Here is a 21,839-nt window from a genome sequence, read left to right as displayed (position 1 = left end):
GGCTTATTTTTTATCTAACAAATTAAAGTTCAGTCACGACTTCATTCAATGGAAGACGCACTTTCGGTAAGGCAGAATTAAAATCGTCTTCAGTTTTATAACCCAGCGCAACTACCGTCACCGCACTTAGCCCTTTCTCATTTAAATCGAATTCGTCATTAAGAATTGAAAAATCGAGACCTTCCATTGGCAACGCATCAACCCCTAACACCGCTGCGCCCAATAATAATGCCCCCATATTCAAGTAAACTTGTTTTTCTATCCAATGCGATAAATCCTTCAATTCATTCTTATGTAAATTCACAAAAAATGAACGAGCCATATGATTTTGCTCTTTAAACTCGCTTTTCTGATATCGCCCTTCTTCATCTTCGAGCTCTAAAAGATGCAGTAAATAATCCTCAGGCAACTCTGTTTTTGCGCACATCACTACCACATGGGATGCATTGCGAATTTTTTCCTCATTGAATGAGTATCCACCTGCCGTCGCATTGATAATTTTTTGTTTTGCTTCAGGGCTACTTACCATCAAGAAATGCCAAGGTTGCACATTGACACTCGAAGGACTTAATTGAAGTAACGCTTTTATCTCACTCAGCGTTTCATCAGAAATCGTTTTATTTGGGTCAAAACTTTTCGTTGCATAACGGGTATTTAAAACATTAATTAAGTTCATTGGATCCTCTAAGTTAAATAAACTGTCTTGAGTTTTGAACATCCTAATGTTAAAAGTACAAACAGACAAGTACGCACATTAATGGCACATACTATACAAATGGATACTATCAAAAAAAGACGTTATACAAACTACACCTACGATGGATGCCCTGTTGAAGCCTCATTAGAGCTAATGGGCGGAAAAGGGAAGGGCGTGATCCTGTATCATTTACAGGGAAAAACACTGCGATTTAATGAAATAAAAAGGAAACTAGTTTTCATTACGCCGCGTATGCTGACCAAGCAATTACGAGAACTCGAAAGCGATGGGCTAATTACTCGACATGTCTATCCTGAAGTTCCGCCTAAAGTCGAGTACTCAATGACCCCCGCGGGTGAATCTTTAAGTACAGTGATTAATGCTCTGCAAGAGTGGGGGGAAAAATACGGGATCCCGCTATTAAATATGCAAGAGCAAGATGCAAATACAGAAGAGTCATCATGAGGAAGTTACCCAGAAACTTATCTGGGTAACAAATAACAATAAATAGGTTCAGTAGATTACAGCCCCAGCGCATATTTTAGCGCTAATTTTTTCGCCTCGCCCGCACGTTGCGCGGTCATCAAGCCAAAGTTTCTTAGCATTTTCAAGCCCGGTAAATTTTCGCTAAAGGCCATATAGAAAATATCCATCCCCGCCTGCATCACAAGATTATCGGGTAAACGGCGGCGCTGATAGCGCTTAAGCACATCCAAAGACTCCCATGTCTCAACACACTCACGCGCTTGGTAAATGACCTTCAATAACACATCTACATCGCGATAACCGAGGTTCACCCCCTGACCCGCTAACGGATTGATAGTATGCGCCGCATCACCAATCAGCACCAAGCCATCCATCACATAACGGCTTGCATGGTGACGTGTTAAAGGAAAGGCGCCCGATGCGATGGCTTTTACTGCACCAAGCCGCTCAGGGAACGCTTCCGAGATAGCACCTGTGAGCTGCTCCATAGACATGCTTTGCAAACGGCGAATTTTGGCGGGGCTGTCATACCACACGAGGGACGCCCAGTTATCATACAGCGGTAAAAATGCCCTTGGGCCTGATGGGAAAAACTGTTGCCATGTACGGTCTTGCTGCGGCGCATCCGTTTGGATAGTGATCAGCATACAAGATTGGCGATATTGCCAGCCACGGCTTCCAATACCCGCCATTTTACGCACTTGAGAATTAGCGCCATCTGCGCCAACCACCAGTTTAGTTTCTAGAATGCGCCCATCTTCCAGCTCAACCATCCAGTGTTTTTGCCCATGAGGTTGATGTAAATTCACCAACGTGGCTGGGCAAACTAACTCTAGGTTGCTGTACTGTTCGCACTCTCGCCACAATGCCAACTGTAAAACACGGTTTTCCACCATAAAGCCAAGCTCTGGTAAGCCTAAACTTTTAGCATCAAAAATCACATTGCTGCCCGGCTCTTCCCAGGTTTCTAATTCACGATAAGGCGCGCTGCGCATCGCTTCTACATGTTTCCATGCCCCTAATTGCTTTAATAATTCAATCGAGGCACTGCTGATGGCAGAGATACGCACATCTGGCGTACTGCTCGCGTCAAACTCGGTCGGCTGGGCTTTCTCAAGTAAAGCCACTTTCATCCCTTCTTGGGCGAAGCCTAATGCTGCTGCAGCGCCGGTCATTCCCGCACCAACCACAACAACATCATAAAATTCAGTTAGTTTATTCATCATGATAGCTACTATTAACTGTTTGATTTATTTAGTATACCGAAAAATTCTTACCCCCGCAGGCAATATCTACGCTCGGGCTCTGGTCACTGATGCCTCAAATGAATACAATACTCGTCAATCTTTAAAACAATAGGCAAATAGCCTGCCCTTAAGTATTTGGTGATGATATTATTTTAGCATGTTATTACTGGGTGATTTTTGCATTTAATCCAATACAGAACGCTGTTCTTAATCAAAATGCGGTGAATTCCCCATCATCATAGGGTAGGACTTTGGATTTACAACGCGTTTCGAAGTCCCTATTTTAGACCTCGAAAACACCGGATACACGACATGTCGACAAATAAAAAGTTATATATGAAAACTTGGGGCTGCCAGATGAACGAATACGATTCATCTAAAATGGTCTCTTTACTGGAAAGCACCCACGGCTATCAACTGACTGAAATTGCTGAAGAAGCAGATCTGTTGTTATTAAACACTTGTTCGATCCGCGAAAAAGCCCAAGAAAAGGTGTTCCACCAGCTTGGTCGTTGGAAATTCTTCAAAGACAAAAATCCTGACATCATCATTGGTGTCGGTGGCTGTGTCGCATCACAAGAAGGTGATTTTATTCGCCAGCGCGCACCTTGCGTTGATATCGTTTTCGGCCCGCAAACTCTGCACCGTTTACCGGAAATGATTAACCAAATTCAAGGTAACCGCAGCCCAATTATTGATATCAGCTTCCCTGAAATTGAAAAATTCGATCGCTTACCTGAGCCACGTGCTGAAGGCCCAACCGCGTTCGTTTCTATCATGGAAGGCTGCAACAAATACTGTACGTTCTGCGTTGTGCCGTACACTCGCGGCGAAGAAGTTAGCCGCCCTTGTGACGATATCCTGTTTGAGATTGCACAGTTAGCGGCGCAAGGCGTGCGTGAAGTTAACTTGCTGGGTCAAAACGTTAACGCCTACCGTGGTGAGACGTTCGACGGTGAAATCTGTTCATTCGCAGAATTATTACGTTTAGTGGCCTCTATCGATGGTATTGACCGCGTCCGCTTCACCACCAGCCACCCAATCGAATTCACCGATGACATCATCGAAGTGTATCGCGACACACCTGAGCTCGTGAGTTTCTTACACTTACCAGTACAAAGTGGCTCTGACCGCGTACTCACCATGATGAAACGTGCGCATACCGCATTGGAATATAAAGCGATTATTCGTAAATTACGCGAAGCTCGCCCAGGCATTCTGATCAGCTCCGACTTTATTGTTGGCTTCCCTGGCGAAACCACCGATGATTTCGAAAAAACCATGAAGCTAATTGCTGACGTGAATTTTGATATGAGCTACAGCTTCGTCTACTCCGCGCGTCCGGGTACGCCAGCCGCTGATTTACCGGATGATGTTAGCGAAGACGAGAAAAAGCAGCGTCTGTATCTGCTGCAACAGCGCATTAATCAGCAAGCAATGAGCTTCAGCCGTGCCATGCTAGGAACAGTACAACGTATTTTAGTGGAAGGCACCTCACGTAAAAATGTGATGGAGCTTTCAGGTCGTACCGAAAATAACCGCGTAGTGAATTTTGAAGGCACTCCGGACATGATCGGTAAATTTGTTGATGTCGAAATCGTCGATGTTTATACCAACTCTTTACGCGGTAAAGTGATTCGTACCGAAGATCAAATGGATCTGCGTGTTCATGAATCCCCTGAATCCGTGATTGCACGTACCCGTAAAGAAGATGAACTTGGCGTTGGTAACTTCCAACCCTAAAGATAGGATACTCAGTGACCGATAACAAACCTTTGCAAATCGCAACACAAGAGATTTTTTTAGAGCCCGCAGATAATCAGCGTTTAATGAGCCTTTGCGGGCCATTTGACGACAATATTAAGCAATTAGAGCGTCGTCTTGGCATTGAAATCAATCGCCGAGACAATCGTTTTAAACTATCGGGTAAAGCGCTTAATATCCAAGCGGCCAGTAAGATTTTACGCCAGTTGTACGTTGATACCGCGCCAATCCGCGGTGTGATCCCTGACATTGATCCTGAAAATATTCACCTTGCGATTGTCGATAGCAGAGTGCTTGAGCAATCCGCAGAAAGCGTGCCTGACTATGGTAAAGCCGTGAATATCAAGACCAAGCGCGGCGTGATCAAACCTCGTACCCCAAATCAGGCGCAATACATTGCCAATATCTTAGATCACGATATTACATTTGGAATTGGTCCTGCGGGAACTGGTAAAACTTACCTTGCTGTTGCAGCAGCCGTCGATGCATTAGAACGTCAAGAAGTACGCCGAATTCTGCTCACCCGCCCTGCGGTTGAAGCAGGCGAAAAACTGGGTTTCTTGCCGGGTGATTTAAGCCAGAAAGTAGATCCTTATTTACGCCCTCTGTACGACGCGCTGTTTGAAATGCTTGGTTTTGAAAAAGTTGAAAAACTGATTGAGCGTAATGTGATTGAAGTGGCTCCGCTGGCTTACATGCGCGGTCGCACACTGAACGATGCGTTTATCATTTTAGATGAGAGCCAAAACACCACCATCGAACAGATGAAAATGTTTTTAACCCGTATTGGTTTTAACTCTAAAGCTGTTGTCACTGGGGATATCACTCAGGTCGACTTACCAAGAGGCAGCAAATCCGGTTTAAGACACGCCATCGAAGTGTTGTCGAACGTGGATGATTTAAGCTTTAACTTCTTCCATAGCGAAGACGTGGTGCGTCACCCTGTCGTGGCGAAAGTTGTCATGGCTTATGAAGCATGGGAAGAGCAAGACAGCAAACGTCGCCAGCAATTGAAAGAAGAAAAAGAGCAACAACGTGAGCTTGAAAAGCAGGAAAATCACTAAATGAGCGATGTTATTCTCGATTTACAAATAGCGAGCGAAAATACCGACGGTTTACCCTCTGAAGCGATGTTCCAGCGCTGGGTCAATGCGGTATTACCCAAGTTTCAAGCTGAAAGTGAAGTCACTATTCGTATTGTTGATGAAGCCGAAAGCCATGAATTAAATCTAACTTATCGTGGAAAAGATAAGCCGACTAACGTGCTGTCATTTCCATTCGAAGCGCCACCAGAAGTGGAACTTCCGCTGTTAGGGGATTTAATTATTTGCCGCCAAGTGGTGGAGCAAGAAGCCGTCGAGCAGCAAAAAAGTGAAGAAGAGCATTGGGCACACATGGTAGTTCACGGTTGCCTGCATTTACTCGGTTATGATCATATTGAAGATGATGAAGCTGAAGAAATGGAAGGATTAGAAACCGAGATCCTCGCAGAAATGGGTTATGCCGATCCGTATCTTGCGGAAAAAGAGTGAGCTCACTATAATTTTTAACGTTAACAAGCATTTTTAGACGTAAAACGATGTCTGTTAACGTAAAGAATATGCTCCGACGCTAACCCATAAATTGTTTCGCTAAACAAAATGTTTTAAGCTAAACAATTCATACCTAACTCTATGGGTTAGCGATTTTTCTAATTAACTGAGGAATAATAAATTAAACGCCATGAGCGACGATAACTCTTCGAGTAGTGACACCCCTGGGCCTAAGAAAGGTTTTTTTGCATTGTTAAATCAACTTTTCCATGGTGAACCTAAAAACCGTGATGATTTGGTCGAATTAATTCGTGATTCTGAACAAAACGATTTAATTGACCCGGATACCCGTGAAATGCTGGAAGGTGTCATGGATATTGCCGATCAGCGGGTACGTGACATCATGATCCCTCGCTCTCAAATTGTTACCTTAAAACGTAACCAAAGCCTTGATGAGTGCCTCGATGTCATCATCGATTCTGCCCACTCTCGCTTCCCTGTTATCAGCGAAGATAAAGATCATATTGAAGGGCTATTAATGGCAAAAGATTTACTGCCATTTATGCGTACCGACGCAGAACCATTCAGTATTGATAAAGTGTTACGTCAGGCCGTTGTTGTTCCTGAAAGTAAACGAGTAGACCGCTTACTCAAAGAATTCCGTTCCCAGCGTTACCATATGGCCATCGTTATTGATGAGTTCGGCGGTGTCTCTGGTTTAGTGACTATTGAAGATATTTTAGAGCTGATCGTCGGTGAGATTGAAGACGAGTATGACGACCAAGATGATGTGGATATCCGCCAGCTGAGCCGCCATTCATACTCTGTTCGCGCCTTGACTCAAATCGAAGACTTTAATGACGCCTTTGGGACGCATTTTAGTGATGATGAGGTAGATACCGTTGGGGGCTTAGTGATGCAAGCCTTTGGTCACTTACCATCCCGTGGTGAAACCATTACCATCGATAACTACCAGTTTAAAGTTTCCATGGCGGATAGCCGTCGAATTATACTGCTTCAAGTAAAAATTCCTGACGATGCCCCAGTGCCTACTTTGGATGAAGAACAGAGTTAATGAACTTATCCTCTACTTATCAAAGCCAGTGGCTACGCCTGCTGCTGGCTTTACTATTCGGAGCCAGTGGTACACTGGCTTTTTCGCCTTTTGACTTCTGGCCCGCCGCTCTCCTTTCTATTTTCTTTCTCCAGCTATTAACCCTACACAGAACCGCCAAGCAAGCTTTTGCTATCGCGTTCGCATGGGGATTTGGCTTATTTGGCAGCGGCGTCAACTGGGTGTATGTCAGTATCGCCGATTTTGGTGGGATGCCGGATGCCGTTAACGTATTTATCGTTATCTTGCTGGCTGCTTATCTGTCTCTGTACCCCGGTCTATTTGGTCTACTGCTCAATAAACTCACCCCCAACGCCAATATTTGGCGCTTAGTCTTGATGGCGCCCGCACTGTGGCAAGTGACTGAGTTTCTGCGCGGTTGGGTACTGACTGGCTTCCCATGGCTGCAATTTGGTTATACTCAGATTGATGGACCGATGAAATCATTAGCGCCGATTTTTGGCGTTGAGATGATAACCCTGCTGCTATTTAGCATCAGCGGCTTGCTCGTCCTAACAGTCATTCGCCGCAATCTTATCCCTCTAGCATGTGCGGCGGCGCTGTTGCTGGTTCCTCTGTTAGCCAAAAACGTCCAGTGGTTCACTCCTCTGAATGATAAAACCATGGAAGTGGCATTGGTGCAGGGCAATATCCCTCAATCAATGAAATGGGAAGCAGGCTTTTTGCAGCAAACCAAAGATCGCTATATCAAGCTTTCCAGCCCTTATATTGGCAAAGCCGATATGATTATTTGGCCTGAGTCAGCCATTCCTGTGGTAGAACTGGAAAATCAGCCGTGGCTTAAAGCGCTGGACACGTTGCTAAATGAAACCAAAACGCGGTTAATTACCGGAACTGTTGATGCCAAACCGGTCAATGGTGATTCGGTATTCTATAACTCCATCATTGTGCTAGGTGATAGAAAACCCTATCTCTACCCGACTAAGAATCGTTATAACAAGCATCACTTAGTCCCATTTGGTGAGTTCGTCCCGTTGGAAGATTTACTTCGCCCGCTTGCGCCATTCTTTAATTTACCAATGTCGGGCTTTAGCCGTGGAGATTATCAACAGGCTCAATTAGCAATTGGTAATATTCATCTAACAGCAACCATTTGCTATGAAATTATTCTGGGTACTCAAGTTAGAGATAACTTCAAACCTGACAGTGACTACTTACTGACAATTTCAAATGATGCTTGGTTTGGTGAATCGATTGGTCCTTGGCAGCATTTCCAGATGGCAAGAATGCGCTCATTAGAACTTGGTCGCCCGCTATTACGCGCCACCAACAATGGCGTAACGGCGGTCATCAGTGCGGATGGTTCCATTCAAGGTATTCTGCCACAGTTCCAAGATGCGGTACTGGCTGAAAAAGTCACACCAACAACGGGATTAACCCCTTATGCTCGTTGGAGTAACTGGCCGATGTGGGGTATGGTCGCCATATTCGGTATTGTTGGATTTACCCTTAACCGTCGTCAAAAACGTCACTAATTGACGCTTTAAACCGATTAATAATCCCCGACATCTCGATTGATGATTCGGGGATTTTTTTAACCTAACCAATTAATAATCCCTGCGTTTCTGCTATCCCAATTGAGGCAATACAGCCTGCGTTGAAATTCAAATAATCATCTTCAATACCATCGGAAAAAATTACGCCATTTTCAGGCATTAATGACTCTAATTGTAATGGCGTGGTTTGCTCAATGGTGCCAAACACTAATTCCGTTCCCGTCATTCGGCTGCGAAAAGGTTCCCTTACGCTGAACTGTAACCGTTTTTCATCCCAGCCAAACCCCTGTGATAATGGATGGGAGTGAGTCCCTGCTATCGCCTGAGCCCCCGCAATAATAGATTGAAACCATCCCGTTGACCCTAACCCTGTCGAGACAATAATTCCTGATGATGATTGAAATTCTTGCTGCCCTTGCCATTTCACTCGATAGCGTGCAGATGTATGGCTTTTAGGACCTATAAATAGGTCGTTAACGGCTAATAGCGTTTGCCCATCATTGGTTGTAGCTTGCGCAAAAGTAACGGATTTTTGATTTACCTTTCCAGTTAGTGTACGCGTCACCACATCCGATAGCTGCCCAATTTCAAAGGGCAGCAATTTACCATCCCAACGCGTCGGTTCCGGATTTATAGCAATCACCGGCTGCCCATTAAGGTATTTAAGGGTATTTGCCACTAAACCATCTTGCCCTATGACCACCACGATATCTCGCGCTGAAAACTGGTAGCTCGGTAACAGTTTTCTTTCCAGTAATTGAAAGCGTCCCATCGTTTTAAGAATCGACTCAGCTTGGATTAACTGCCGCTGATACACATCATGTTCAAGTAGGTAATCACTCACTTCAACATCATTATGTTCAAGGTAAAATTTTGCTTGCGACCAGGTATTGAAACGCTCAATTAATTCCTGCATACGAGTTTTACGCATCACTAACACAAAGCGAACATCATCATACTGACTCATTGTTTAGCCCCTTTTTTCATTAGCTGACCAAATAAATCTGGTGAGAAATTAATTTCACCAATTTTGCCTGCGTTTTGAGCCAAGGATTCAAATGCCATCGCCATCAATTGCTCTGGGTTCATTTTCGCCAATGCCATCGCCTTCAAATTCTCCACTGGCAATTGGCTATACGCTTTCATTTTAGCTTCGATGGCATAAGCATCCGCTTCTGATTGAGTACGTTGGTTTTCAACACTTAGCGCCACCAGCTCATTACGCTTAGCTTCCAAATTAACCTGAGCTATTAACTCTTCTTGTTCAATTTCAGCACGCTCACGCAGCAATGTACGTTCATTATCCAACCGAGCTTCTTCAATTTGCTGCTGCTTGGCTTGTACTGATAAATCCGTTTCTAATTCCGCCTCTTTTATAGTTCTCTCCTGCTCAACAGAGAATTTGCGTCTCGCATAAATCGCATCGTCAGCCTCTTTCAAAATTGATTCCCGTGCTTGAGCTTCCAGCGCTTTGAGCGTTTCAGGAGACGGTGTAATAGCAGAAATTGCCACATCCAAAATTTCTATGCCTAACGATTCAAGTGCAGGATGCTCAGACAGTTGCTGAGAAACCAACAGCACCAATGGTTGCCCCATGAGTAATGCATCTCGCAAATCGGTACTTTGCGTTTTTGCTTGGATGACAGTTTGGGCACTACGAACCACCCTATCACTCAGCTTTAACGGGTCTTCTGACGCATAAGATTTACCATCTTGGGCAAGGTTAAAATTCAAGACATCCGCTGTTTTTTCTGGGTATTTCACTTGAAACGAAATTTGCCCTTGAATACGCAAGCTTTGGAAATCCGCTGTCTGTAGATTAAAAATAAATGGCGCTTCTTGGGCGTTCAAAGGTAATGCCGCAATGGACGTTTTATCCGCGTTATACCAAAAACTTAACCCTTTACCTTGCTTACGTACCGCACCATTAATGGATTGAATAATGAATGTCGATGAATCTGATTTGAAATATTTAAAATTTAACATGGTCTACCCCACTTAGTGTCTTTGTGAAATCAATTAGTGTCTTTATGACCTTAATTAATTATTGTCCTACAGACACAAATAAGTCAACGCTTAAATGTCTTAATGACACTAAATAAATTTTCGCGTATGATTTAGCGCAAGACTAAATATGGGGGAAAGGATCTTAATCACATGACAGAAAAAGAGTTTTTATCTAATTATGATCGACGAGATTATTTAACTCCTTTGCTCACAGTGGATACCGTATTATTCACTTATCATGAAAACACCTTAAAAGTGCTGCTCGTGGAACGTGCTAATTACCCTCAGAAAGGGCAATGGGGATTACCGGGTGGGTTCGTTGATGAAAATTGTGATGCCACGTTAGACGATACGGTATATCGCAAGTTAAAAGAGAAAACGGGGGTTGTTCCTCCTTATATCGAGCAGTTATGTACCATAGGAAATTCAGAGCGAGATCCTCGAGGCTGGTCAGTGACAGTCTGCTATACCGCACTCATTGCTCACCAAGCCTGCGAAGCGCACATTGAAAGTGTACATTCTGTTAAATGGGTCTCCATCGAAGAGATTGAAGACATGGCACTGGCTTTCGATCACTATCAGCTTTATTTACAAGCCCGTGAACGTTTACGCCAGAAATCCCTTTATTCCATTGTGCCGGGATTTGCGCTACCGGAAGTATTCACCTTAGCCGAGCTGCAACATGTTCATGAGGTTTTAATCGGAAAATCCATACAGAATAAATCTTTCCGTCGCCGTTTAGACCAAGCTGATTTATTGATTGATACAGGGGAGAAACGCCAAGAGCGCGGACGCCCAGCCAATCTTTATCGCTTAAAGTCCCAATCGGCTGACTATCGGTTTATTCGCAATCTCGAATTTTGATGAAAGAGTTTGAGATTAGAGTTTGATAAGAAAAATGCCCTTGATGCTGATACCAAGGGCATTTAATTAAAACGAAGCGAGCCATAAACGGCTTTTCAGCCCCAGATAACTCGTCCAGCCAGAAGTAAAACTCACCATTTCGCCTTTATCGATAATCATAAAGGTCGGTGTTGCTGTCACGCCAACCTGCGCAGCCAGTTGACCGTTGATATCATTCACTACAGGAAAATCTAATTCCTTTTTTTCCATTCCGGCTAACAGTCGAGAAGATTCCCCCGAACGCAGTGCTACCGTCACCACCGGAACTCCTGATTTTGCTAAATCAGAAACGGTTGGCGATGTGAAGCGGCAAACACCACACCATGTTGCCCAGAAATAGACTAATACAGGCTGTTTTTCGCTGAGTTCAGCAATAGAAACCACCTCACCCGTTGCAATGGTGAGTGGCTCTAATAACACGGGGGCAAGGCTTTGCGGTTTACGCCAAAAGTCCATCACCGTAAAAGCGATCACCAAAATAATCGCCAATACGAGAAGCTCTTTTGACCACTTTTTCAGTCTCCCCATCACGACATTATTTCGCTTTGCTGAGCTGTTCTTTCACGATGCGTTCAAATTCTTGTGCATCAACAGCGCCTGGGATCATTTCATCACCCACTAGCGTTGCAGGCGTACCATTCACGCCCAGCATATTAGCCAACTCAAGGTTTTTACGAATAGCTGCACGGCTCTTATCATTCGCTTTTAACTTATCATTGCCGGTTGCTTGCAGCGCTTCTTTGATGTTTGAATCAGATAACATCCCCTGTTTCGCCATCAGTTTTTGGTGCAGAGCTAAGAACGCTTTTGGATTTTCTTGCCATAAAGTCATCGCTAATTGCGAAGACTCCAGCGAGGTTTCCCCTTTAAATGGCAGGTACTTGATAACAACTGCAACATCTGGGTTTTTCTTCACAATATCTTCTAACAGTGGGTCAAAGCGTTTGCAGTATGGGCAGTTAAAGTCAGTAAAGTTCACCAAGACTAATTTCGCGTCTTTCGAGCCAATACGTGGGCTAGTCGGGTCATTAAACAGGGCATCATGCTGATCTTTTAATACCTGTTTCATTTGCGCTTGTTGTTTTTCACCTTGTTTCGCTTGTAAAGCCACAATCGCTTCTTCAAGGATCTCTGGATTCTCAACTAATGTATCGCGTACCAGCTTACGAACTTGTGCTTCTTGGTCGGCAGTCAGTGGCGCTGCATGTGCTGTGGCCCCTAATACTAGTGAGGAAAATAAAACAGCTAATATCGTCTTTTTCATTTTTCGGCTCCTTTGGCCTCAGTCATAATTGATAATACAGATTCACGATCAAGTATTGTTGACAGTATTTTCCCCTCTGTCAGATTAGGGCCATAAATCTGGTTAAACGGCACAGCCACTTGCCCTCGACGTTGCAAAAACGCCGAGATTTCAGGTGAAGGTTTTGTCCAATCACCCCGTAGCGCGACGACATCCGGTTCACTCAGTAAGTGCTGAATTTCGTCATTAAGTAGGACGTTATATTTATTCGCCTTACACGTCACACACCAGTCTGCAGTCACATCAATAAACACACGTTTATTATCTGCCAGCGCTCGCGTGATTGCGTCTTCAGACAGTGTTTGCCATTGAACCTTATCGGAAGCTAGCGTTTGGTGGCCTTGTTGTTGGTCTATCGCCATCCAAGCAAACCCAGCACCCAGTGCCGAGAATAATAGGAATGGGAAAATTGCCGCACGAACTCCTCGGTTCTTAAGAATAAATAACACTAAGATTAATAAAAATAGTACGGCGATAACGGTAGCGGTCATTGCACCAAAATGGGGAATTAATAAGCTGATTAACCATAAGCAGGAAACCAACATCATTAAGCCCAGTACTGCGCGCAATTTCAGCATCCATGTTCCTGGCTTTGGTAACGCTTTCGCAATCACAGGGAATGCCGCAATCAATAACCACGGAAGGCTCATCCCGATACCTAGTGCAGTGAAAATCAGCCACAGTTGCGACATCGGTGCCGCTAATGCGAAAGCGACCGCCGTGCCCAAAAAGGGTGCAGAACAAGGTGTCGCTAAGAGTGTCGCGAAAACCCCTTGCCAGAAATGCCCGCTATTACCCTGCCCACCTGCGGTGGCTAAACGCGTATTTGCTTTACTGCCTAGGTTAATTTCAAACAACCCAAATAAATTCGCAGTAAACAGCGCCGTAATCAGCACCATAAAGCCGATAAACCACGGGCTTTGGAACTGAATACCCCAACCAACAACTTCCTGTCCCCATCGCAAGAATGTCATCAATAAGGCTAATAACCAGAATGAGACCAGAATCCCCGATGAAGAGAGCAAGAATTGCCGACGAATGGTATTTTGTTCACCTTGAGGAACCAATAAGACAGAGCCGAGTTTCATTGCCAGTACAGGCAAAACACACGGCATTAAGTTCAGGATCAGACCGCCAAGTAGCGCAAATAGAACTATCTGCCATAAACCCAGCGCGTGTCCACTGTCATCCCCAGATACGGAACCAGTATAAGGCACGACATTGCCATGTATTTGTTGAGATAACTCACCGTCCGCCACAACAAATGAAACTGTTTTACCCACAAGATTAGGCGCTTCACCGCCCCAGTCATCGCTAACATCAATGGTAGCGGTTAACTTATTGCCAGAATATTTTAGGGATGGAACACCAAGGCTCGCGCCATCTACAACATCAGTAAACAGATGCGGGTCAATCCAGGTATTATCGGCGGCTTTTTGTAACTCTACCGTCAATTTATTGCCAGCAAAGCCAAATTGCGCCTGTTCAACAAGCCCACTAGCCGCAGGCACACTGCCTTTTGCTTGATTAAATGCCCAGCTAAAATCCGCAGGAGCCGGTTCAGTGAGATCCAATTCAAAAGGGTAGTCAGTTAAAATACAAACATTACTGCACGTTGATAATGTCAGTGTGCCTGACAATTTATCGAGATGCTCACTACTAGTGACTGTAATAGGGAAAACCACGTCTCCCATATAACCTTGTGTCGACACGCCAGCGACATCAAAGCGCCCCGGCGTTGGCCATAGCCACTCCACCGTTTTGACGGGTGAAGACCAACTTATTTCCGGTGCAACGCCCCCTTCTCCCGGTGAGCGCCAATAGGTCTTCCAACCATCATCGAGTTTTACATCCAGTAAAATATCGACCTTGCCCTCTTTTTGTGCAGAGCTCAGCAAGCGAACCTGTACATGGCTCGGTGTGTTTGCGGTCATAAAACCCGTGTTTGCAGGTTGTAACCAGCCTGTATCCGCAGCCTGTAAGCTGCTAGAAAATACAGTAAATAAAACAATTAACGCATTAATAAAAAAACGCATGATCCCTCCAGAATAAATAACAGCGACGAACAATAAGCCGCGGCTTTCTAATCCCGAAGATTACAGAATTGTAGATGACGCCGAACGCCAGGTGGGGAATGGCTCTCTTCACGGTTTGCTCTATATATAAATAGCCTAGTGCAAAAGATAGCGAATGCCGCTAAAGAAAGAAATATAAAAAAGAGAGGTTCTATCACAGCAGGAACAAGAGTAAGGAGTGATTTGGAACTTAATTCACACGTTGAAAGCTTCACGGGCTTGCTATTTTGTTCATTTATATCAGAAAGATAATGCTCTGAAGAAAGCTGGATTTGATTCGCTACCGCAGAAGTCTGTAGTGAAGCTGATGTAAACATTGAGGCGAATAGACGCTCCCCGACGGCTCTTTGATTCATACAAATCAACACCATCAGACAGGCAAACAGCACTAATCCTTTACCTAACTTTATCGACCTCGTCATGTCTGTCTCAGATTATCTTCCTGAATTCACAATAATTAGCTAATTAAGTTAATAACAGGTTACATCTTACACAGGCAAATAAGCAACACAAGCACCATCATCTAACTTTACAAACAACTCTCATTTATAAAATTAACTATTTTTTGCACTTTATCCGAAAAGCGGCACGGAACTTGCTACTTACTTAATAAATGGCAAAACGAAACTATTTTGCACGATTTCGGTGCACGATAGTCGAGTTTCGGCAGTTTGTCTCTTTATTGGTGTCGCAGTTCACAACTGCCTAAATAATATGCGAGACAGCTCCCGAATTTAAAACAATTCGTTTTCAAAACTCATATTTTTTAATTACTTTTTAACAATAATAAAACATACAGCCGATGATCGTGTCATGATGAAAACCTCACGAAACATCTGCAAACACAACACCACAAAACCAAAATAAATCGAGTAATGTATCGTTAAAACACAAACCTCGAAATATGGCGGATTGACACCGATGTTCTAAAGGAGCTGTAATTATGCGTATTAGCAAGCTTGTTTTAACAATGATGCTTTTGGGTGCAACCTGCGCAGTTCAAGCAGAAGAATTAAACGGTACTCTGAAAAAAATCAAAGATAATGGAGTGATAGTCGTGGGTCACCGCGAATCATCAGTGCCATTCTCTTACTATGATAATAATCAGAAAGTTGTTGGCTACTCACAAGACTACTCCAACCTCATTGTTGATGCAGTGAAAAAGAAACTCAATATGCCTGATTTACAGGTGAAATTGATCCCTATCACCTCGCAAAACCGTATTCCATTACTGCAAAACGGCACATTTGATTTCGAATGTGGCTCCACAACGAATAACCTAGAGAGACAAAAACAAGCAGCCTTCTCTAATACCATTTTCGTGGTTGGTACTCGACTGCTGGCGAAAAAAGACGCCGGTATCAAAGACTTTGCTGATTTAGCTGGCAAAAATGTGGTTGTCACTTCAGGGACAACGTCAGAAGTGATCCTGAATAAGTTAAATGATGAGAAAAACATGAAGATGCGCATTATCAGTGCTAAAGACCACGGGGACTCATTCCGTACTTTAGAATCTGGTCGTGCTGTTGCCTTTATGATGGACGATGCCCTATTAGCTGGTGAGCGCGCAAAAGCGAAACAACCGGATATCTGGGAAATCGTAGCAAAACCACAAACTGAAGAAGCTTACGGCTGTATGCTGCGTAAAGATGATCCACAATTCAAAGCACTGGTCGATGAAACTATCTCAACTGCACAAAAATCTGGCGCAGCGGAAAAATCATTCGACCGCTGGTTTAATCAACCTATCCCACCGAAAAACCTGAATCTGAAGTTTACGTTATCTGATGAAATGAAGGCGCTGTTCAAATCACCAAACGATAAAGCATTAAACTAATAAAAAAGACAAACAGGGTGTTACTGAAGTAGGAGTCGCAAGGCGGTCGTTCCCGCCTTGCTTTCTCTTATTGCGGTATTCGGGACAATCAAATTGCCCACAGGAAGTCATATTATGTCAATTAATTGGAACTGGGGGATATTCCTTGAGAATGCCCCATTTGGGAATACCACCTATTTAGGGTGGTTAATATCTGGCTTAGAAGTCACTGTCACGCTATCCATCTGCGCTTGGATCATCGCTTTTCTGGTTGGCTCATTTTTCGGTATTTTACGCACAGTACCTAACCGCTTTTTAGCCTTTTTAGGGACTGCTTACGTTGAATTATTCCGTAACGTTCCGCTGATTGTTCAGTTCTTCACTTGGTATCTAGTGATCCCTGAACTGCTGCCACAATCTATCGGCGACTGGTTTAAAATGGAGTTAGATCCTAACTACCAGTTTTTCCTCTCTTCCATGTTATGCCTTGGCTTGTTCACTGCTGCGCGAATGACTGAGCAAGTTCGTGCTGCTATTCAATCCCTGCCTAGAGGGCAACGTAATGCAGCGCTCGCGATGGGGCTAACACTGCCACAAACCTATCGCTATGTACTGCTACCGAATGCTTATCGCGTCATTTTACCGCCAATGACCTCGGAAATGCTGAACTTAGTGAAAAACTCCGCTATCGCATCCACTATCGGGTTAGTGGATATGGCGGCACAAGCAGGAAAATTACTCGATTACTCCGCCCATGCTTGGGAATCTTTCACAGCAATCACACTGGCATATGTCGGTATCAACTTGATTATTATGCTACTAATGAGCTTGCTTGAGCGCAAAGTGCGCTTACCCGGCACACTAGGAGGACGCTAAGATGGCTTATCAATTTGATTGGAGCTCCATTGAGCCAAGCATCCCATTCTTAGTGGATGGTTTTATTATCACCGCCAAAATTACAGCAGCAGCCATTGTGGTTGGGATTTTATGGGGAACCGTACTCGCCGTTATGCGTTTATCCAGCATTAAGCCACTGCGCTGGCTGGCGGCCTTTTACGTCAACACCTTCCGCTCAGTTCCGCTAGTTATGGTACTGTTTTGGTTCTATTTAGTTGTGCCTAACATATTACAAAATGTTCTAGGCTTATCACCAAAAAATGATATTCGTTTAATATCCGCAGTGGTAGCCTTCTGTCTTTTTGAAGCGGCTTACTACTCTGAAATTATCCGTGCAGGTATTCAAAGCATCTCGAAAGGTCAGGCAAGCGCCTCCCTCGCTTTAGGTATGACCCAAATGCAAACCATGCGTTTAGTCGTATTACCGCAAGCGTTTAGAGCGATGGTGCCATTATTACTGACCCAAGGTATTGTATTATTCCAAGATACTTCATTAGTGTATGTTCTTGGGTTAACCGACTTCTTCAGAACCGCCACCAATATTGGTGAGCGTGACGGTACGCAAGTCGAAATGATACTCTTTGCGGGACTCATCTACTTTATTTTCAGTTTCGGCGCTTCAATGCTGGTGAATTATCTTAAGAAAAGGACTGTTTCATGATTACCCTGAAAAATGTATCGAAATGGTATGGCCAATTTCAGGTGCTCACAGATTGCACAACTGAAGTCAAAAAAGGCGAAGTTGTGGTTGTATGCGGGCCATCTGGTTCTGGTAAATCCACATTAATAAAAACAGTAAATGGGTTGGAGCCAATTCAACAGGGTGAAATTTTCGTTAACGATATCCAAGTTAATAGCAAAAAAACTGACCTTGCGAAGCTGCGCTCAAAAGTCGGTATGGTGTTCCAACACTTTGAACTGTTCCCTCACCTTTCCATTATTGAGAACCTAACATTAGCGCAAGTTAAAGTCTTAAACCGTGACAAGAAAGCCGCTGAAGCTAAAGGTTTAAAATTACTGGAGCGTGTGGGATTGGCGAGCCATGCTAATAAATTCCCTGCGCAGCTCTCTGGTGGTCAACAGCAACGTGTCGCCATCGCCCGCGCGCTATGTATGGACCCGATTGCCATGTTGTTTGATGAGCCAACTTCCGCCCTAGACCCAGAAATGATCAACGAAGTGCTGGATGTTATGGTGGAGTTAGCGAATGAAGGAATGACCATGATGGTGGTAACGCACGAAATGGGCTTTGCGAAAAAAGTGGCTAACCGCGTGATTTTCATGGATGAAGGTAAAATTATCGAAGACAGTAAAAAAGAGGATTTCTTCGCTAATCCGAAGTCAGACCGCGCGAAAGATTTTCTGGCAAAAATCTTACATTAATCTCGATTTAGGTTGCAGAAAGTCCGACAGGGCTTTTTGCAACTTTTCCCTCAACTTTTCTTACCCGCACAAAATTCACCTCGTTTTCTTGATTGTCACTTTTCTGCGCTTGAAATCTCTTAAAAAATTCTCTAACGTGTTCTAAGTTCAAATAAAATTGCGAACAAAGCAAATTCCCCCTGAAATAGTTCAAGTTTTAGGTAGTAAATTGAATTATGATAGGCGATACGCTTATTATTTTGTGCGCGTTCTTAGTTTCATCAACGTATGGCAATATCAACGTATCGCCAACCACTATGTAGCACAAAATATAACAAACAGCTGAAACAGCAAGACCAAGTCCCTGTAAATTCATCTAATCGACGATTCATCGTTTTTTACAGACACAATGGCTTTCGGCATTGTTGTTTTCATGTGTGATCCGCTATGCTATGCGGATCCATTTTATAGAAAAGACATTCACCTGCTACAGACTAAACTGTAGCGATTATTCACCATAGGATTATCGGTGCCATGCAAGAACAATATCGTCCAGAAGATATAGAGCCTAAAGTACAGCGTCACTGGGATGAACAACAAACGTTCAAAGTGACAGAAGACAACAGCAAAGAGAAATACTACTGCCTGTCCATGCTACCTTACCCTTCTGGTCGACTACACATGGGCCACGTTCGTAACTACACCATTGGTGACGTGATCTCCCGCTACCAGCGTATGCTGGGCAAAAACGTTCTGCAACCAATTGGTTGGGATGCGTTTGGTCTGCCAGCTGAAGGTGCCGCGGTTAAAAATAACACTGCGCCTGCACCATGGACTTACGCCAATATTGATTACATGAAAGGTCAGCTGAAAATGCTGGGCTTCGGTTACGATTGGAACCGCGAAGTGACCACCTGTACGCCAGAATATTACCGTTGGGAACAGTGGTTCTTCACTAAACTGTATGAAAAAGGCTTAGTCTACAAAAAAACCTCCGCCGTTAACTGGTGTCCACACGACTTAACCGTTCTAGCAAACGAACAAGTCATCGACGGCTGCTGCTGGCGCTGCGATAGCCAAGTTGAGCGTAAAGAGATCCCTCAGTGGTTTATCAAAATTACCGACTACGCTGAAGAGCTGCTCAATGACTTGGACAAACTGGAAGATTGGCCAGAACAAGTTAAAACCATGCAGCGCAACTGGATTGGTCGCTCTGAAGGTGTGGAAATCACTTTTGATGTTGCTGATCGCGCAGACAAATTAACTGTCTACACCACCCGCCCAGATACCTTTATGGGTGCGACATATGTGGCGGTTGCTGCAGGTCACCCATTAGCGCAAGAAGCTGCCAAAGCGAATAGCGAATTAGCCGACTTTATCGATGAGTGCCGTAATACCAAAACTGCGGAAGCGGATATGGCAACCATGGAGAAAAAAGGTCTGGCAACAGGTCTGTATGTCGTTCATCCATTAACCCAAGAAAAATTACCAATTTGGGTCGCGAACTTTGTTCTGATGGAATACGGTACAGGTGCAGTGATGGCAGTTCCAGCTCACGACCAACGTGACTGGGAATTTGCTCATAAATACAATCTGCCAATCAAAGCGGTGATTGCAGATGCTGAAGGCAACACGCCTGACTTATCTCAAGAAGCGATGACTGAGAAAAACACCCTGATCAACTCAGGTGAATTTACTGGTTTAAGCAACGAGGCTGGCTTCAACGCTATCGCTGACAAACTGGTTTCCCTTGGTGCAGGTCAACGCAAAGTCAATTATCGCTTACGTGACTGGGGTGTTTCCCGTCAACGTTACTGGGGTGCGCCAATTCCAATGGCAACCTTAGAAGATGGCACCGTGGTTCCTGTTCCTGAAGACCAGTTACCGGTTATTTTACCGGAAGATGTCACCATGAATGGCATCACAAGCCCAATTAAAGCGGATCCTGAGTGGGCAAAAACCACCATTAATGGTCAACCAGCGCTGCGTGAAACCGATACCTTCGATACCTTTATGGAATCATCTTGGTACTACGCTCGTTACACTTGCCCACAATACGACGATGGCATGTTGAACCCTGAAGCAGCAAACTACTGGCTGCCAGTGGATCAATACATCGGTGGTATTGAGCACGCCATCATGCATTTAATGTATTTCCGTTTCTTCCACAAATTAATGCGTGATGCCGGTCTGGTGAACTCTGATGAGCCAGCAAAACGTTTACTGTGCCAAGGTATGGTTCTGGCTGATGCCTTCTACTACACCGGTAGCGATGGTCAGCGTGTATGGGTTTCTCCTGCGGATGCAATTGTTGAACGTGATGACAAAAACCGTATTACTAAAGCGGTAGACAGCGAAGGTCATGAACTGGTTTATACTGGTATGAGCAAGATGTCTAAATCTAAGAACAACGGTATTGACCCACAATTAATGGTCGAAAAATACGGTGCTGATACCGTCCGTCTGTTCATGATGTTCGCTGCGCCACCAGAATTAACTCTGGAGTGGCAAGAGTCTAGCGTTGAAGGGGCTAACCGTTTCGTTCGTCGTGTATGGCGTTTAGTTCACGAACACGCACAAAAAGGCGCAACTCAGCCATTAGATATCAGCGCATTAACCGCAGAACAAAAAGATTTACGTCGCGACTTACATAAAACCATCGCGAAAGTGACTGACGATGTGGGTCGTCGTTACGCATTCAACACCGCTATCGCAGCGGTCATGGAATTTATGAACAAGTTAGTTCGCGCTCCGCAAGAAACTGAGCAAGACCGCGCTTTAGTTCAAGAATCTTTAGATGCTATCACGCTGATGTTATCACCAATCATTCCACACGCTTGTTTCGAAATGTGGAAAGCATTAGGTCACAATGACGATATCGATTTTGCAAGCTGGCCGGTGGCTGATGAACAAGCCATGATCGATGATACTAAATTGGTTGTTGTTCAAGTTAACGGTAAAGTCCGCGGTCGTATTACGGTCCCTGCTGATGCTAACCAAGAATTCGTTCTGGAAATGGCATCACAAGAAGGCAGCGTCGCGAAATACCTCGAAGGCGTTAGCATCCGTAAAGTCATTTACGTACCAGGTAAATTACTGAACTTAGTTGTTGGCTGATA

20 protein-coding genes are annotated in these 21,839 nt (G+C 44.3%); 12 read left to right on the top strand and 8 right to left on the bottom strand.

Annotated elements, in window-relative coordinates; genetic code table 11:
* Positions 1-22: 22 nt before the first annotated feature.
* A complete protein-coding gene (gene nfsB / locus M5X66_RS04635; RefSeq protein WP_270103898.1) occupies positions 23-676 on the bottom strand; it encodes an oxygen-insensitive NAD(P)H nitroreductase in 654 nt (217 codons plus the stop codon).
* 99 nt (positions 677-775) lie between these two features.
* On the opposite strand from nfsB, the gene M5X66_RS04630 reads away from it, so the two are divergent.
* A complete protein-coding gene (locus M5X66_RS04630) occupies positions 776-1,162 on the top strand; it encodes a winged helix-turn-helix transcriptional regulator (protein WP_195848399.1) in 387 nt (128 codons plus the stop codon).
* Positions 1,163-1,218: 56 nt separating this feature from the next.
* Here M5X66_RS04630 and ubiF read toward each other — a convergent pair whose 3' ends face one another.
* Positions 1,219-2,406, bottom strand: coding sequence for a 3-demethoxyubiquinol 3-hydroxylase (ubiF, locus tag M5X66_RS04625; protein WP_108479416.1), 1,188 nt, complete (start codon positions 2,404-2,406; stop codon positions 1,219-1,221).
* A 336-nt stretch (positions 2,407-2,742) separates the two neighbouring features.
* Here ubiF and miaB point away from each other — a divergent pair, with 336 nt between their 5' ends.
* From miaB to lnt, 5 genes are all read left to right on the top strand, one after another.
* Positions 2,743-4,173: a tRNA (N6-isopentenyl adenosine(37)-C2)-methylthiotransferase MiaB gene (gene miaB / locus M5X66_RS04620; protein WP_036947639.1), complete on the top strand. Its 1,431-nt coding sequence runs from the start codon at positions 2,743-2,745 to the stop codon at positions 4,171-4,173.
* Between the two features lie 86 nt (positions 4,174-4,259).
* On the top strand, positions 4,260-5,258 hold the full coding sequence (locus tag M5X66_RS04615; protein WP_225577265.1) for a PhoH family protein: 999 nt from the start codon (positions 4,260-4,262) through the stop codon (positions 5,256-5,258).
* Positions 5,259-5,726, top strand: coding sequence for an rRNA maturation RNase YbeY (ybeY, locus tag M5X66_RS04610; protein WP_036947642.1), 468 nt, complete (start codon positions 5,259-5,261; stop codon positions 5,724-5,726). It begins immediately after the preceding gene.
* A 190-nt stretch (positions 5,727-5,916) separates the two neighbouring features.
* Entirely contained in the window at positions 5,917-6,801 is an 885-nt protein-coding gene (gene corC, locus M5X66_RS04605; protein WP_154600177.1) for a CNNM family magnesium/cobalt transport protein CorC, read from the top strand.
* The gene (gene lnt, locus M5X66_RS04600; protein WP_270103897.1) at positions 6,801-8,336 is read left to right on the top strand and encodes an apolipoprotein N-acyltransferase; all 1,536 of its coding nucleotides are present in this window, start codon (positions 6,801-6,803) and stop codon (positions 8,334-8,336) included. Before corC ends, lnt begins: the two co-directional genes overlap by 1 nt.
* A gap of 64 nt (positions 8,337-8,400) precedes the next feature.
* On the opposite strand, the gene M5X66_RS04595 is transcribed toward lnt, so the two are convergent.
* Both M5X66_RS04595 and M5X66_RS04590 read right to left on the bottom strand, forming a co-directional pair.
* Positions 8,401-9,324, bottom strand: coding sequence for a sugar kinase (locus M5X66_RS04595; protein WP_154600175.1), 924 nt, complete (start codon positions 9,322-9,324; stop codon positions 8,401-8,403).
* Entirely contained in the window at positions 9,321-10,343 is a 1,023-nt protein-coding gene (locus M5X66_RS04590; RefSeq protein ID WP_036947650.1) for an SPFH domain-containing protein, read from the bottom strand. Before M5X66_RS04590 ends, M5X66_RS04595 begins: the two co-directional genes overlap by 4 nt.
* A 171-nt stretch (positions 10,344-10,514) precedes the next feature.
* Between M5X66_RS04590 and M5X66_RS04585 the strand changes: the two genes are divergently transcribed.
* Positions 10,515-11,228: an NUDIX hydrolase gene (locus tag M5X66_RS04585; protein ID WP_154634076.1), complete on the top strand. Its 714-nt coding sequence runs from the start codon at positions 10,515-10,517 to the stop codon at positions 11,226-11,228.
* A gap of 66 nt (positions 11,229-11,294) precedes the next feature.
* On the opposite strand, the gene M5X66_RS04580 is transcribed toward M5X66_RS04585, so the two are convergent.
* The 4 genes from M5X66_RS04580 to M5X66_RS18845 are packed head-to-tail and all read right to left on the bottom strand — an operon-like array spanning position 11,295 to position 15,067.
* Entirely contained in the window at positions 11,295-11,795 is a 501-nt protein-coding gene (locus M5X66_RS04580) for a protein disulfide oxidoreductase (protein ID WP_036947657.1), read from the bottom strand.
* A gap of 7 nt (positions 11,796-11,802) precedes the next feature.
* A complete protein-coding gene (locus M5X66_RS04575; protein ID WP_036947659.1) occupies positions 11,803-12,531 on the bottom strand; it encodes a DsbA family protein in 729 nt (242 codons plus the stop codon).
* Positions 12,528-14,606 (bottom strand): protein-disulfide reductase DsbD family protein, encoded by a 2,079-nt coding sequence (locus M5X66_RS04570; RefSeq protein WP_270103896.1) that lies wholly within the window; start codon positions 14,604-14,606, stop codon positions 12,528-12,530. Before M5X66_RS04570 ends, M5X66_RS04575 begins: the two co-directional genes overlap by 4 nt.
* A 47-nt stretch (positions 14,607-14,653) precedes the next feature.
* Positions 14,654-15,067, bottom strand: a complete 414-nt coding sequence (locus tag M5X66_RS18845; protein WP_442959373.1) for a metal resistance protein — start codon at positions 15,065-15,067, stop codon at positions 14,654-14,656.
* 521 nt (positions 15,068-15,588) lie between these two features.
* Between M5X66_RS18845 and M5X66_RS04565 the strand changes: the two genes are divergently transcribed.
* From M5X66_RS04565 to leuS, 5 genes are all read left to right on the top strand, one after another.
* Positions 15,589-16,482, top strand: a complete 894-nt coding sequence (locus tag M5X66_RS04565; protein WP_036947666.1) for an amino acid ABC transporter substrate-binding protein — start codon at positions 15,589-15,591, stop codon at positions 16,480-16,482.
* Between the two features lie 114 nt (positions 16,483-16,596).
* Positions 16,597-17,337 carry an amino acid ABC transporter permease gene (locus M5X66_RS04560; RefSeq protein WP_006662330.1) on the top strand — a complete coding sequence of 247 codons (741 nt, stop codon included), beginning with the start codon at positions 16,597-16,599 and terminating at the stop codon, positions 17,335-17,337.
* 1 nt (position 17,338) lies between these two features.
* Complete coding sequence (gltK, locus tag M5X66_RS04555) at positions 17,339-18,019, top strand: glutamate/aspartate ABC transporter permease GltK (RefSeq protein ID WP_006660949.1); 681 nt, start codon at positions 17,339-17,341, stop codon at positions 18,017-18,019.
* Positions 18,016-18,741: an amino acid ABC transporter ATP-binding protein gene (locus M5X66_RS04550; RefSeq protein ID WP_036947670.1), complete on the top strand. Its 726-nt coding sequence runs from the start codon at positions 18,016-18,018 to the stop codon at positions 18,739-18,741. The genes gltK and M5X66_RS04550 overlap by 4 nt, the downstream gene beginning before the upstream one ends.
* Positions 18,742-19,254: 513 nt before the next feature.
* Positions 19,255-21,837: a leucine--tRNA ligase gene (gene leuS / locus M5X66_RS04545; RefSeq protein ID WP_036947673.1), complete on the top strand. Its 2,583-nt coding sequence runs from the start codon at positions 19,255-19,257 to the stop codon at positions 21,835-21,837.
* Positions 21,838-21,839: the final 2 nt, after the last annotated feature.

Source organism: Providencia sp. PROV188 (genome assembly GCF_027595165.1).
GTDB classification, from domain to species: domain Bacteria; phylum Pseudomonadota; class Gammaproteobacteria; order Enterobacterales; family Enterobacteriaceae; genus Providencia; species Providencia lanzhouensis.
This window is presented reverse-complemented; position numbering and strand designations above follow the sequence as displayed.